Source organism: Streptomyces sp. NPDC002793, from assembly GCF_040295485.1.
Classification (GTDB): domain Bacteria; phylum Actinomycetota; class Actinomycetes; order Streptomycetales; family Streptomycetaceae; genus Streptomyces.
Genome location: NZ_JBEOVL010000004.1, coordinates 159,965 through 174,181 on the forward strand (window position 1 = coordinate 159,965; position 14,217 = coordinate 174,181).

Annotated in this window: 13 protein-coding genes and 1 riboswitch; of the genes, 9 read left to right on the forward strand and 4 right to left on the reverse strand. The window is 71.0% G+C overall.

What is annotated here, in order from left to right:
• Positions 1 to 173: 173 nt before the first annotated feature.
• The 8 genes from ABT001_RS05595 to ABT001_RS05630 all read left to right on the forward strand — a co-directional run bounded on the left by ABT001_RS05595 (position 174) and on the right by ABT001_RS05630 (position 8,641).
• Positions 174 to 1,001, forward strand: coding sequence for a hypothetical protein (locus ABT001_RS05595; protein WP_351272789.1), 828 nt, complete (start codon positions 174 to 176; stop codon positions 999 to 1,001).
• Between the two features lie 69 nt (positions 1,002 to 1,070).
• Positions 1,071 to 1,493, forward strand: coding sequence for a phage tail protein (locus ABT001_RS05600; RefSeq protein ID WP_351272792.1), 423 nt, complete (start codon positions 1,071 to 1,073; stop codon positions 1,491 to 1,493).
• A 37-nt stretch (positions 1,494 to 1,530) separates the two neighbouring features.
• Positions 1,531 to 2,253 carry a CIS tube protein gene (locus tag ABT001_RS05605; RefSeq protein WP_351272795.1) on the forward strand — a complete coding sequence of 241 codons (723 nt, stop codon included), beginning with the start codon at positions 1,531 to 1,533 and terminating at the stop codon, positions 2,251 to 2,253.
• On the forward strand, positions 2,253 to 4,163 hold the full coding sequence (locus ABT001_RS05610) for a VgrG-related protein (protein ID WP_351272797.1): 1,911 nt from the start codon (positions 2,253 to 2,255) through the stop codon (positions 4,161 to 4,163). Before ABT001_RS05605 ends, ABT001_RS05610 begins: the two co-directional genes overlap by 1 nt.
• Positions 4,164 to 4,221: 58 nt before the next feature.
• On the forward strand, positions 4,222 to 4,674 hold the full coding sequence (locus ABT001_RS05615) for a GPW/gp25 family protein (protein WP_351272800.1): 453 nt from the start codon (positions 4,222 to 4,224) through the stop codon (positions 4,672 to 4,674).
• Positions 4,674 to 6,632 (forward strand): putative baseplate assembly protein, encoded by a 1,959-nt coding sequence (locus tag ABT001_RS05620; RefSeq protein ID WP_351272802.1) that lies wholly within the window; start codon positions 4,674 to 4,676, stop codon positions 6,630 to 6,632. The genes ABT001_RS05615 and ABT001_RS05620 overlap by 1 nt, the downstream gene beginning before the upstream one ends.
• Before the next feature lie 36 nt (positions 6,633 to 6,668).
• Entirely contained in the window at positions 6,669 to 7,226 is a 558-nt protein-coding gene (locus tag ABT001_RS05625; protein WP_351272805.1) for a phage tail protein, read from the forward strand.
• Entirely contained in the window at positions 7,223 to 8,641 is a 1,419-nt protein-coding gene (locus ABT001_RS05630) for an NADase-type glycan-binding domain-containing protein (protein ID WP_351272807.1), read from the forward strand. Before ABT001_RS05625 ends, ABT001_RS05630 begins: the two co-directional genes overlap by 4 nt.
• A gap of 109 nt (positions 8,642 to 8,750) precedes the next feature.
• On the opposite strand, the gene groL is transcribed toward ABT001_RS05630, so the two are convergent.
• From groL to thrC, 4 genes are all read right to left on the reverse strand, one after another.
• The gene (groL, locus tag ABT001_RS05635) at positions 8,751 to 10,373 is read right to left on the reverse strand and encodes a chaperonin GroEL (RefSeq protein WP_351272810.1); all 1,623 of its coding nucleotides are present in this window, start codon (positions 10,371 to 10,373) and stop codon (positions 8,751 to 8,753) included.
• 332 nt (positions 10,374 to 10,705) lie between these two features.
• Positions 10,706 to 10,912, reverse strand: coding sequence for a cold-shock protein (locus tag ABT001_RS05640; RefSeq protein ID WP_003967346.1), 207 nt, complete (start codon positions 10,910 to 10,912; stop codon positions 10,706 to 10,708).
• Between the two features lie 432 nt (positions 10,913 to 11,344).
• On the reverse strand, positions 11,345 to 11,620 hold the full coding sequence (locus ABT001_RS05645) for a MoaD/ThiS family protein (RefSeq protein WP_099174090.1): 276 nt from the start codon (positions 11,618 to 11,620) through the stop codon (positions 11,345 to 11,347).
• A 29-nt stretch (positions 11,621 to 11,649) separates the two neighbouring features.
• Entirely contained in the window at positions 11,650 to 12,951 is a 1,302-nt protein-coding gene (gene thrC, locus ABT001_RS05650) for a threonine synthase (protein ID WP_351272813.1), read from the reverse strand.
• Positions 12,952 to 12,969: 18 nt separating this feature from the next.
• Positions 12,970 to 13,097: riboswitch (SAM riboswitch) on the reverse strand.
• 153 nt (positions 13,098 to 13,250) lie between these two features.
• On the opposite strand from thrC, the gene ABT001_RS05655 reads away from it, so the two are divergent.
• Positions 13,251 to 14,201 (forward strand): glucosyl-3-phosphoglycerate synthase, encoded by a 951-nt coding sequence (locus tag ABT001_RS05655; protein WP_351273089.1) that lies wholly within the window; start codon positions 13,251 to 13,253, stop codon positions 14,199 to 14,201.
• The last annotated feature ends 16 nt before the right edge of the window (positions 14,202 to 14,217 follow it).

Here is a 14,217-nt window from a genome sequence, read left to right on the forward strand (position 1 = left end):
CGCCCGCACAGCCCTCCGCACCGGCCCCCGGGGCACAGGAGGTCCGCCGCTCGGCGGCTCCCCCTCCCGCCGGAGAGCCTCAGGTCCAGCGCGCCTCGGTCGCCGCCTCGTCTTCTCCGAGCGCCCCCGTGCGGCGCCGGCCCTCGCTCGGTGCACCCCTCCGCTCCGCCCCCGTGGACGCGGTCCCGCTCATCGCCTCGCCCGTGCCAGGAACCGGCCGGCCCAACACCGCCCCCGCGCCGACAGCACCGGGTGCGCCGACCGTCCAGCGGGCCGCCACCTCGGCCTCCGGCGCCCTCGCGCCGAGCGGCATGCCCCCCGCCGCGGCCCCCCGTCCCCCGCTGCCCACGGCCGCCGCGCCCCCTCAGCTGCCCGCGCCCACGGCCCCGCCCACGGCCGCCGCCGTCCCGCCCGCACCCCCCACCCATCACATCCAGCGCCGAGCCGTCCCTTCCACGGCCGTACCGCTGCGCACCCTCACGCCGCCCCGGGCCGCCACCGCCGCGTCCCCCCTCCCCGTCGCGTCCCTCACCCCGCCCCCGGCCTCGGCACCGGAACCGGTCCGCCCCGTCCAGTCCAGCAGCGCGTCGGCTCCCACCGTCCAGCGCCTCGGCAACGGTTCGGCCATCGGCGCACTCGCCGCGGCGGCGGCCGGCACGGTGTCCTCCACCCTGGGCCGTCTCCGGTCCCAGCGGAGTGACCACACCACCCCTCCGCCGCCCTACGAACCGCCCTCCGGCGGCCCGCCCCCGGGCTCGCCACCGCCGTACTCCCCGCACCCGGGCGGCAGCGCGTCGACGCCGAACTCCCAGCCCCCGTCGGACGATTCACCGCCCGGGTACACGGCCGTACCGCCCGGCGGATTCGACCCGCGGGAGCTCACCGACTTCCAGCTCGACGAGCTGGTGCACCGGATCATCGGCCGCATCACCCGTCTCATCCGCACCGAGTTGCGGCTGGACCGTGAACGGATCGGCAGACTCCGCGACCCCCGGCACTGACCGGTCGCCTCCACCGGGCGCCGGCCACCCACCCCACCCACGACGTATCCGACGAAAGGCCGACCCGCGATGCCCCGCCAGGACCCGGGCTCCACCATCTGGTTCACCCTCACCATCGACGGCGAGAGCCTCGGGTACTTCAACGGGTGCGAGGGCCTGTCGTCCCAGGTGGAGATCGAGCAGCGCCAGGAGGGCGGCAACAACGGGTTCGTGTGGCAGCTGCCCACCCGGGTCACCTTCCCCAACATCCGGCTGACCCGCCCCCTCACCCCGGACACCACCAAGGTCGCCAAGTGGATCTCCTCCGTGCAGACGGGGATCAACCGGCCCACGGCGCAGATCTCCGCCCTGCGCGCGGACGGGTCCCTGGTCGCCCGTTGGGGACTCATCGACGTACTGCCGGTCAGCTGGCAGGGCCCCAGCCTCGACCCGAACAACCCGGCCGTGGCGAACGAGGTCCTGGAGATCGCCCACCACGGCTTCACGGACTGACGGCCCCACGGAGCAGAGAGGAAGACGAGGAAGACCCATGGCAAAGAGCAGCAAAGGCGCGGGCAAGAGCCTCGTACGCGCCGGCCTCGCCATCCACGAGCCCCCGGTGGGAACGAGCACCACGCCCGGCGCGCTCATGCGGACGTTCAGCTTCGAGTTCAACCCGGCGCAGCTGTCCCTCAGCCAGCGCGCCCAGTGGAAGGCCACCCCGACGGCGGCCGTACGCGACGGTTCGAAGCCGGAGTTCATGGGCGCCGAACCACGCGAGATGACCCTGGAGATCTTCCTGGACTCCTCCACCAAACCGACGGGCAACTCGGTGCTGAAGAAGGTGGAGTCGCTGCTGGGCTGCTGCGAGGTGACCGCCCAGAGCATCGCCGCCAACCAGCCGTCGCCGCCGTGGGTGGTCTTCCAGTGGGGTTCCTTCTCCACGGCCCGCTTCACCGCGTACGTCAGCTCCATCGAGGCGTCGTACAGCCTCTTCGGCACCACCGGCGTCCCCATCCGCGCCACCTGCCAGGTGCAGTTGCACGAGATCCCGGGCAAGACCAAGGGCCAGAACCCGACCTCGGGCGCGCTCACCGCCCAGCGCGTGCACCGGGTCGTCGCGGGTGACTCGCTGCAGTCGCTGGCCTGGCGTGAGTACGGCAACGCCACCGCCTGGCGCGCGATCGCCGAGGCCAACGGCATCGACGACCCGTCGCAGCTGCCCTCCGGCACCGAACTCCTGCTGCCCTCGGCGGAGGAGGTGGGTCACTGATGGTGCAGACCGCGTTCTCCAGCATCATGCAGGTCACCGTCGACGGGGCGAAGTTGCCCGCCGTCATCGCCCCGATGCTCGTCGAGGGCTGGGTCGACCAGGGGGCCGGTGTGCCCGCGGCGTTCCGGCTCACCTTCCGTGACCCCTACCACCTGGTCCTCGGCGAACTGAAGGTGAAGTTCGGCTCCAGGGTGGTCCTCACCCCGGTGGCGGACGGCCAGGGCGTCGGGAAGCCGCTGATGACCGGCGAGGTCACCGGCATGGAGGCCGACTACGACGGCACCGGCAGCTTCACCGTGATCCGCGGCTACGACTTCGGGCACCGGCTGATGCGTCAGCGCCGGGTGGCCGCGTACCGCAACCAGTCGGCCTCCGACATCGCCCGCGATCTCGTCCGTATGGACGGGGTGCCGGTCGGCCGGATCCAGGCGACGAAGGGCGCGTACGGCTTCATCAGCCAGTCCAACGTCACCGACTGGGACTTCCTCGCCCGGCTCGCCGACGAGAACAACATGGTGATGTCCCTGGACGCCAAGGGGAAGTTCCGGTTCGTCAAGCCGAACCCCTCGGACGGCGCGCCCTCTCCCGGCACCGACGGCGACAAGAGCGCCTTCGTCCTCCAGGCCGGTCACGACATCCTGCGGCTGCGGGCGGCGGTGACCGCGGCCGACCAGGTCGGCGAGGTCGAGTCGCGCGGCTGGAACGTCACCACCAAGAAGAAGATCACCGAGGTCTCGCCCGCGAAGACCGACCCGGGCATCAGCATCGGGCTCACCCCCGGCGAGGCCGCCGGGAAGTTCAAGGCCGCCAAGCTCGTCGAGACCAGCAACCCCTACGACAAGCAGGACGAGGTCAGGCACGCCTCGAAGGCCCTCGCCGCCGACGTCACCTCCTCCTTCGCCGAGCTGGAGGCCGTGGTGCGCGGCAACCCGGACCTGCGGCCCGGCGTGCCCGTGGCCCTCGCCGACGTCGGCAAGCCCTTCGAGGGGAAGTACACCGTCACCTCGGTGCGCCACGTCTTCGGCGACGGCAAGCACTACGAGTCCTGGGTCACCGTCAGCGGACGGCAGTGGCGTTCGCTGTACGGGCTGGCCTCGGGCGGCGGCAACGCGGACAGCGGGAGCGCCCGGCTGCCCAGCGTCGCCAACGCCATCGTCACCGACGTACAGGACCCGCTCAAGCAGGGCCGGGTCAAGCTCCAGTTCCCGTGGCTGGACAACACCTACGTCAGCGACTGGGCGCGCAGCGTGCAGCTCGGTGGTGTGGGAGGCGGCGGAGTCTTCCCCATGGACGTCGGCGACGAGGTGCTGGTCGCCTTCGACCGGGGCGCGCTGGACCACCCGTTCGTGATCGGCGGGCTCTACAACGGCCGGGACCTGCCCACCAAGGTCCCCGATGTCCCCCTGCACGACGGGCTGAAGAAGAAGGCCACCCGGCACACCCTGTCCGACCGGCAGGGCAACCGCGTCGACCTGCTCAGCCAGCGGACCGGCGGGCGGAAGCAAGGCGTCCGGATCGCCAGTGGTGACGACAGACTGACCATCAACCTCGACCGCACCCAGACCGAGATCACCGTCGACAGCGCGGGCTCCGTCTCCATCACGGGCAGCCGGTCGGTGTCGGTGGAAGCGGGCACGGACCTCTCGCTGAGCGGACGCCGGGCGGTGACGATCAAGAGCGGCGGGCCTCTCACCCTTCAGGGGCAGGGCATGGTCAACCTCAGGTCGATGGGCGGCGTGGTCAGCGTGAACGCGATGGGCGCCCTGAACCTGTCGGCGACCGGCGCGGCGTCGCTCTCCGCGACGGGGATCGTGTCGGTCCAGTCCGTGGCCAACGTGAACATCAAGGCCATCAAGCTCGACCTCATGGGCGGCTTCTTCGTCAACACCATCAAGTACCCGTTCGGATGACCGAACGACCGTACCCGCGTGCCGGGTCCGTACCGAGAAGAAGGCAGGTGGCCCCCTGATGGCCGAACAGTTCGTCGGCTCCGGCTGGGCGTTCCCGCTGCGCATCGGGCCCACCGGCGGCATCGCCCTCGTCAGTGGGGAGCGGGAGGTCGAGGAGGCCATCAGGCTCGTCCTGGCCACCGCCCCGGGCGAGCGGCCGATGCGGCCCGACTTCGGCTGCGCCATCCACGACCTCGTCTTCGCGCCGGTCAACGAGCAGACCGCCGGCCGCATCCAGCACGAGGTCCACATCAGCCTGGACCGCTGGGAGCCCCGCATCGAGGTCCACGAGGTCGAGGTCACCGCCGGCGGGGAGCAGAACGTCCTGTTCATCGACGTCCGTTACTCGATCCGCGGCACCAACAACCCGCGCAGCCTCGTCTTCCCCTTCTACGTCATCCCCTCCCACGAGGAACCGGGGGAGCCGGGCCCCTCCGGCAGCCCCGGTATCCCCTCCGAAAGCGACGGCTGATGTCCCTGCCCTCCCCCAACCTCGACGACCGTCGCTTCCAGCAGTTCGTCGACGACGCCAAGCGCTACATCCAGCAGCGCGCACCGGAGTGGACCGACCACAACGTCTCCGACCCCGGTGTCACCCTCGTCGAGACGGTCGCCCACATGGCCGACCAGATCGTCTACCGTCTCAACCGGGTGCCGGAGAAGAACCACCTGGCCTTCCTCGACCTCGTCGGCATCACCCTCTTCCCCCCGTCCGCAGCCCGCACCGACGTGACGTTCTGGCTGTCCGCCCCGCAGGAGGAAGCGATACAGGTACCGGTCGGCACCGAGGTGGCGACCGTACGCACGGAACGTGAGTCGGCCGTCGTCTTCGCCACCGAACGCGAACTCGCCGTCGTGCCCAGCACGCTCCGGCACCTCGTGGTGCAGCACCACGGCAAGCCCGTCACCGACCGGACCACCGACCTCGCCGAGGGCAAGGACCTGCTCTGCTTCGCGGAGTCCCCCGCCCCGGGCGACTGCATGCTCTTCGGCCTCACCGCCGCCGTCCCGCACTGCGCACTCGCCCTCGAACTCGACAGCCGCGTCGACGGCGTCGGCGTCGACCCCCGGCAGCCCCCGCTCGTGTGGGAGGCGTGGACCGAGGACGGCTGGCGGCCCTGCGAGGTCGACCGCGACGGCACCGGCGGCCTCAACCGGCCCGGCGACGTCGTCCTGCACGTCCCCGGCGGCCACGTCCTCTCCCGTAACGGCGGCCACGAAGCCGGATGGCTGCGCTGCCGGGTCACCGAACCCCGGTCCGGCCAGCCCTTCTACGCCACGTCACCCAGCATCCGTTCCGCCGAGGCCTACACCATCGGCGGCACCACCCGTGTCGTGCACGCGGAGACCGTCTACGACGAGATGCTCGGCGAATCCATCGGGCTGCCCGGCCAGCGGCTGCGGCTCGCCCACACCCCCGTGGTCGGCGACGACCCGCCCCTGCTGCTCCAGACCGCCGCGCACGACGGCTGGGAGGACTGGCAGGTGGTCCCGCACTTCGCCGCCTCCCGGCCGGACGACCGGCACATCACGCTCGACGCCGCGACCGGCGAGATCGCCTTCGGCCCCGCCGTCCGCGAACCCGACGGCACCCTCCGCCAGTACGGCACCGTCGCCCCCAAGGGGTCCGTCATCCGCGCCCGCCGCTACCGCACCGGCGGCGGCCGGGCCGGCAACGTGGCCCGTGGTGCCGTCCAGGTGCTTCGCACCTCGATCCCGTACGTCTCCGAGGTCGACAACCGCGAAGCCGCACGGGGCGGCGTCGACGGGGAGACGATCGAGGAGGCCAAGCTCCGGGCCCCGATCACCCTCCGGGCCCAGGAACGCGCCGTCACCCTGCGCGACTACGAGGAACTCGCCCGCAGGGCCGCCCCCGAGACCGCCCGCATCACCTGCCTGGAGGGCGAGGAGAACGAGTACGGGGCCTACGCGATACGGGTCCTCGTGGTGCCGCAGGCCGTCCCCGACCCCGGCGGCCGGCTCCGCTTCGAACAGCTCGTGCCGGGCGACACCCTGCTCGACCGCATCACCCGCCACCTCGACGAACGCCGCCTCATCGGCACCCGGGTGGCCGTGGGCCCGCCCTACTACCAGGGCGTCACCGTGGTGGCGACGGTCCACGCGTTCCGCGGCGTGGACACCGACCGCGTACGCCGCCAGGCCCACGACACCCTCTACCGCCACCTCGACCCGCTCACCGGCGGCGCCGACGGGCGGGGCTGGCCCTTCGGCCGCCCGGTGCAGGCGGGCGAGGTCTTCGCCGTCCTCCAGCGGGTCCCCGGCGTGGAGCTGGTCGACGAGGTCATCCTGCACCCCGCCGACCCCCTGACCGGCAAGCGCGGCGACCCGACCAACCGCATCGACCTCCAACCACCGGCCCTGGTCTTCTCGTTCGACCACCGCGTACGAGTGATCGGGGACGGGGCGTGACGCCATGACGACCACGACCTGCCCGGGAGGCCACCGATGAGAGGATCCGTCGACGGCCTCGGCTCGTCCACACCCATCGGCACGATGCTCCCCGCCGTCTTCGCCGACGACGATCTCGCCCAGCGCTTCGTCGCCGGACTCGACGACGTCCTGGCGCCCGTCCTGAACGTGCTCGACTGCCTGGACGCCTACTTCGACCCCGCCCTGACCCCCGTCGACTTCGCCCAGTGGCTCAGCACCTGGGTCGGCGCGGAGACCGACGGCACCGAACCGGAGGCACGGCTGCGCGCCGCCGTGGCCGCCGCCGCACGGCTGCACCGCGTACGGGGCACCCGGCGCGGCCTCTCCGAAGCGGTACGGCTCGCCTTCGGGACCGAACCGGAGATCTCCGAGAGCGGCGGCGCCACCTGGAACGCCCGCCCCCTGGGCCCCGTCCCCGGTACCCCGCGCCCCCACCTCCACGTCACGCTTCGGCTCCCCGACCCCACCCCCGCGGACACGCACCGCCTGGACAGCCTGGTGGCCGCCGCCCGCCCCGCGCACATGCCCTACACCGTCACCGTGACGGCCGCCGAAAGGACACCGGAGAGATGACCACGCAGAACTGCGCCGAGTGCGGCACCCGCGCGGAACCGGGTCAGTCGTTCTGCGACGCCTGCGGCGCCGTGCTCGGCTGGGATTCGGCCCGCCCCCGCTCCGGGCAGGCCCGGACAACCGGTTCCTCCGCCTCCCCGGCGGCCGGCCCGCCCGCCGGGTCCGCCCCGGAGAGCGCCGCCTCCGACCGGTCCGCCGGAGGCGGCTGGGACGGCTTCGCCCGCGACGGAAGCGGCGACGCCCGCCCCGCGCGCCCGCCGCGGGACAGCGACCCGGACCCGACGCCCCCGGCCGGCTTCGGGGGCCACCACACCGGCCCCGGCGGCGCGGCGACGATGCCGGGCGACGCCGCTTCGGCCGCGACGTCCGACGCCTCGCGCCTGCCCCAGCACCACCGCGACACCCTCGCGGGCCGCGCCGGCGACGGAGGAGCCGGTACCGCCTCGTCCTACGACGCCCCGCGCCCGGGCGAGAACGACCCCACCGTCCCGCTGCCCACCCCGGGCGGCGGCAGTGCGGCCGACCGCGCCCGCTCCCTCCTCGTCCCGGTCGACGAGCCCGAGGCCGCGCACCCCGCACCGCAGGCAGTCGCCCCGGTCCTCCCGGGCCGCCCCGACACCGACCGCCCGCAGGTGCGGGTCCCGGGGCCCCAGCAGGACACCGGGAACGGCCCGCCCTGCTCCTGGTGCGCCACACCCAACCGCCCCGACCGCCACTTCTGCGCCCGCTGCGCGATGCCGCTGGCCGACAACCCCGAACGCCCGCCGGCCCCCCTCCCCTGGTGGCGCCGCATCACGGGCTCCCGCAGGAACGAGAACCCGTGGGCGGGCGACCGGCCCCGCATCCGCCGCGCCTTCGACCGCGTCGGCACCTGGATCACCGCCGCCGTCGTCGTCACCCTGGTCGTCCTCGGCGTGATGTACCTCCCCGACGGCATCCAGACCACCCGGGACCACTTCGCCAAGCGCGCCCCGGTCTACCCCACCGCGTACAAGGCGTCCCGCTCCTGGACCGGCCACAAGCCGCAGCTCACCTTCGACAAGCTGAGCAACACCTGGTGGGGCCCCGGAGTGAGGGGGTCCGGGCAGGGGGAGTGGATCGAGGCCGCCTTCGACCAGCCGACCCGTCTGCTGGACGTGGTCATCACTCCGGGCGTGTCCACCAAACAGGACCAGCTCGGCAAGTCCGCCCTTCCGCACCGGGTCAAGGCGACGATCACCGCGAAGGACGGGACGGAGACCACCCGCGTGCTCACCCTGGATCAGGGCCCGGGCGCACAGCGCCGCGCCTTCCGCGTCGGTGAGGCCGTCACGGTGCGCTTCACCATCGAGTCGGCTCACGGCGCGTCCGCGGAGAAGCAGGTGGCCATCGCCGAGGTCGAGTTCTTCGGCCGGTCGAGCGGCGACGGGTCCTGAACCGGACGCACAGCAGTACGACGCCGGCCCCCGGGAACGAATCCCGGGGGCCGGCGTCGTACGGGTACCGCGGTGCGGCGGGTGCCGCGTGGAGCTTCTGATCCGAGGATCAGAAGTCCATGTCACCGCCCGGCATGCCGCCCGGAGCGGCCGCGGAGGCCTTCTCCGGCTTGTCGGCGATGACGGCCTCGGTGGTGAGGAAGAGCGCGGCGATGGACGCGGCGTTCTGCAGGGCGGAGCGCGTGACCTTCGCCGGGTCGATGATGCCCTCGGCGATCATGTCGACGTACTCGCCGGTCGCGGCGTTGAGGCCGTGACCGATCGGCAGGTTGCGCACCTTCTCGACGATGACGCCACCCTCGAGACCACCGTTGACGGCGATCTGCTTGAGCGGGGCCTCCAGCGCGAGCTTCACGGCGTTGGCGCCCGTGGCCTCGTCACCGGTCAGGTCGAGCTTCTCGAAGACGGCCGAGGCCTGGAGCAGAGCCACGCCACCACCGGCGACGATGCCCTCCTCGACGGCGGCCTTGGCGTTGCGCACCGCGTCCTCGATGCGGTGCTTGCGCTCCTTGAGCTCCACCTCGGTGGCGGCGCCGGCCTTGATGACGGCCACGCCGCCGGCCAGCTTCGCGAGGCGCTCCTGGAGCTTCTCGCGGTCGTAGTCCGAGTCGGAGTTCTCGATCTCGGCACGGATCTGCTTGACGCGACCCTGAACCTGGTCGCTCTCGCCGCCACCGTCGACGATCGTCGTCTCGTCCTTGGTGATGACGACCTTGCGGGCGGTGCCGAGCAGGTCCAGGCCGGCGTTCTCCAGCTTGAGACCGACCTCCTCGGAGATGACGGTGCCACCGGTGAGGATGGCGATGTCGCCGAGCATGGCCTTGCGGCGGTCACCGAAGCCCGGAGCCTTGACGGCGACGGACTTGAAGGTGCCACGGATCTTGTTGACGACCAGCGTCGACAGAGCCTCGCCCTCGACGTCCTCCGCGATGATCAGCAGGGGCTTGCCCGACTGCATGACCTTCTCGAGCAGCGGAAGGAGGTCCTTCACGTTGCTGATCTTGGAGTTGACGATCAGGATGTACGGGTCGTCGAACGACGACTCCATGCGCTCCATGTCGGTGGCGAAGTACGCCGAGATGTAGCCCTTGTCGAAGCGCATACCCTCGGTGAGCTCGAGCTCCAGACCGAAGGTCTGGGACTCCTCGACGGTGATGACGCCTTCCTTGCCGACCTTGTCCATAGCCTCGGCGATCTTGGCGCCGATCTCGGTGTCAGCAGCGGAGATGGAGGCGGTCGAAGCGATCTGCTCCTTGGTCTCCACGTCCTTCGCCTGCTCCAGCAGAGCGGCGGAGACGGCCTCGACGGCCTTCTCGATGCCACGCTTCAGAGCCATCGGGTTGGCACCCGCGGCGACGTTGCGCAGACCCTCGCGGACGAGAGCCTGGGCGAGAACGGTGGCGGTGGTCGTACCGTCGCCGGCGACGTCGTCCGTCTTCTTGGCGACCTCCTTGACCAGCTCCGCACCGATCTTCTCGTACGGGTCCTCGAGCTCGATCTCCTTGGCGATGGAAACACCATCGTTGGTGATCGTGGGCGCGCCCCACTTCTTCTCGAGGACGACGTTACGGCCCTTGGGGCCGAGGGTGACCTTGACGGCGTCGGCGAGCTGGTTCATCCCGCGCTCGAGACCGCGCCGTGCCTCCTCGTCGAACGCGATGATCTTGGCCATGTGAAGTGGTCCTCCCGGACAGGGGTGGATTTCTCCGGACCGAGTGGCGCCCGCGACGGACGGCCAGCGTGCTCAGCGGTTCCTTGCCCCACCGAGCCTGCGGGCCTCACCGGCCCGGTCCAAGTTTCTGTCACTCTCACCTGGAGAGTGCTAACGCCAATGATTAGCACTCGACCCCTTCGAGTGCAAGCGTCACCCTTCGGTTGTGGACAACCTCGTGGCCCTTCGGCCGTGGACGACCGGGGGCGCGCAGACGCACGTGAGGCCCGTACCCCTGGTGGAGGTACGGGCCTCACGTGCGTGAGTAGTGTCGTTGGCCGACCGCGCCGAGCTCAGCCGACGGCGAGCTTGACCATGTCCGCCTGCGGCCCCTTCTGGCCCTGCGAGATCTCGAACTCAACTCGCTGACCCTCTTCGAGGGTGCGGTACCCGTCCATCTGGATCGCGCTGTAGTGGACGAAAACATCCGCACCACCGTCGACCGCGATGAAGCCGTACCCCTTCTCCGCGTTGAACCACTTGACGGTGCCCTGAGCCATGCCTAACTCCCCTATTACTGGCCCTTGCACGAGCACCGCACTTCGCGGGCCCGGGTCAGAACTCACCCTCCGACAGGAGAGGGTGGCGTGCGCCGGAACGCGTCGACCGCGGCCGAATGTATCTGCCCAACTGCCCTCTGCAACAGGTCAATCGGACGAGAATTCTGGGCACGCGTGACTGCCCGCATGAGGGGAATTCAGGGGATTCCAGGGCAAGTCGGGCCTGACAAAGGCGACTTATGCCACTAAGAGTTCACGTACTTTGGCTGCTTCTTGTCGCGTCCGGGCGCATTCTCATATGCGGGCGGCGCGGGCAGCGGCGGGGCCTTCCCCAACTGTACCGTGCTCAACCATACAGAATGGCCCCCTCCGCTTCTCTCGCGGAGGGGGCCACCGTACTCACGCTGTGCGGTCGGGCGGCCCGACGGGCCGTCAGCCTCCGGCGACGGCCGGGATGATTGAGACGCCGGCGCCGTCCGGGGTCACCGCGTCGAGGCCGCCCTCGAAGCGCACGTCGTCGTCGTTGACGTACACGTTGACGAAGCGGCGCAGCTTGCCCTGGTCGTCCAGGACGCGGGCGCCGATGCCCGGGTGGTTCTGCTCCAGGGACGCGATGACCTCGGAGAGGGTGGCGCCCTCGGCCGGGACCTCGGCCTGACCGCCCGTGTAGGTGCGGAGGATGGTGGGGATACGGACCTTGACGCTCATGTGGGTGCCTTCCTCGGTCTCTCGGGTGGTCAGTTGGCGGCGGCAGCGAGGCCCGCGTCGCGGAACGCGTCCAGGCTGGGCCGGATCGTCGCCGACAGGCCGGTCGTCGGGGCGACCGCGTCGAGCGTCTTCAGTCCGTCGCCGGTGTTCAGCACGACGGTGGTCAGCGTCGGGTCGAGCAGACCGGCGTCGATCAGCTTCTTCGTCACACCGACCGTGACCCCGCCCGCCGTCTCGGCGAAGATGCCCTCGGTGCGGGCCAGCAGCTTGATCGCGTCGACGACCTGCTCGTCGTCGACGTCCTCCACGGCACCACCGGTGCGGCGGGCGATGTCCAGGACGTACGGACCGTCGGCCGGGTTGCCGATCGCCAGGGACTTGGCGATGGTGTTCGGCTTCTGCGGGCGCACGACGTCGTGACCGGCCTTGAAGGCGGTCGAGACCGGGGAGCAGCCCTCGGCCTGGGCCCCGAAGATCTTGTACGGCTTGTCCTCGACGAGACCGAGCTTGATCAGCTCCTGCAGGCCCTTGTCGATCTTCGTCAGCTGCGAGCCGGACGCGATCGGGATGACGAGCTGGTCGGGCAGCTGCCAGCCGAGCTGCTCACAGATCTCGTACGCCAGGGTCTTCGAGCCCTCGCCGTAGTACGGCCGCAGGTTGACGTTGACGAAGCCCCAGCCCTCGCCGAGCGGGTCGCCGATGAGCTCCGAGCAGAAGCGGTTGACGTCGTCGTAATTGCCCTCGATGCCGACCAGTTCGCCGCCGTACACCGCGGCCATGACGACCTTGCCCTGCTCCAGGTCGTGCGGGATGAACACGCAGGAGCGGAAGCCGGCGCGGGCCGCGGCGGCGCCCACCGCGCCGGCGAGGTTGCCGGTGGAGGAGCAGGAGAGGGTGGTGAACCCGAAGGCGCGGGCGGCCTCGACGGCGATGGCGACGACACGGTCCTTGAAGGAGTGCGTCGGGTTGCCGGAGTCGTCCTTGACGTACAGGCCGCCGGTCACGCCCAGCTCACGGGCGAGGTTGTCGGCCTTGACCAGCTTCGTGAAGCCGGGGTTGATGTTGGGCTTGTCCGCGACGTCGGCGGGGACGGGCAGCAGCGGCGCGTAGCGCCAGATGTTGTTCGGGCCCTCGGCGATGCGCTTCTTCAGCTCTTCGGGGGAGCCGCTCGGCAGGTCGTAGGCCACTTCGAGCGGCCCGAAACAGGACGCACAGGCGAAGATCGGGCCGAGCTCGAAACGCTCGCCGCACTCGCGGCAGGAAAGCGCCGCGGCGGGACCGAGGTCCACGGTGGAAGAATTGGTGTCGGCTGCAACTGTCTGCACGGCCATGATGGCGGAGGCCCTTTCTCCTCATCTTCCTTGCGACGTATTTCGCCACAAGACGGAATTGGCACCTTCCCCACCGTGACCTCGCGGTCGGCAGGAGGGTTGCCGGGACTTCAACGGGCCGTTCCCTCAGTCCCTCTGGATGAGCGCTATGGCACCGGACCATGGATCCGGGCGTTTATTCGCGGACCGACCCCGGCATGCGAGGGTCATCCGCGTTGTTCAAGACTGTAACCGAAGCACAGGACGGTTGAGATAGCCGTCCGCACCGCGAGATGGATCACATACAGGGAGTACCGACCGTGCTGGAAGAGGTGGAACGCTGGCTGACCAGGCGTTCCTGGTCAGCCGCCGACCGCCCGCTCGACCGGCTCACGGCCGCGCGGGCCAGGGATCCGCACCGCTCGCGGGTCAGCGTGGTGCTGCCGGCGCTGAACGAGGAGGCGACGGTCGGCGCCATCGTCGCGGAGATCCGCCGCGAGCTGATGGAGAAGTGCCGGCTCGTCGACGAACTGCTGGTGATCGACTCCGGATCCACCGACGCCACGGCGGAGGAGGCCCGGCGGGCCGGCGCCCGCGTGGTGCACCGGGACGCGATCCTGCCCCGGATCCCCGCCCTCCCCGGCAAGGGCGAGGTCCTGTGGCGCTCACTCCTGGTGACCAGTGGAGAGATCGTCTGCTTCGTCGACGCGGACCTCAAGGACTTCTCCGCGGACTTCGTCTCCGGGATCGTCGGCCCGCTGCTGACCGACCCCTCGGTGCAGCTCGTCAAAGCCATGTACGACCGACCGTTGGGCGAGACAGCAGGCCAGGGCGGCCGGGTGACCGAGCTGGTGGCCCGCCCGCTGCTCAATCTGCACTGGCCGCGACTGGCCGGCTTCGTCCAGCCGCTGGGCGGCGAATACGCGGTGCGGCGCTCCCTGCTGGAGCGGCTCCCCTTCCCGGTCGGTTACGGAGTGGAGCTGGGCCTCCTCGTCGACGCGCTGCACACGGTCGGCCTGGACGCCCTCGCGCAGGTCGACGTCGGCGTGCGCAAACACCGTCACCAGGACGGCCAGGCCCTCGGCCGGATGGCGGCCGCGATCTACCGGACGGCGCAGCTGCGGCTCTCCCGGGGGCCGCTCGTACGGCCCGAGATCACCCAGTTCGAGCGGGGCCCCGACGGCTTCGTCCCCCGCACCCACGCGGTGGACACGGAGGAACGGCCGCCGATGCGGGAGATCGCGGAGTACGCGTCCCGGAAAGCGGCGTAACGGTTCTTCCCGCCCG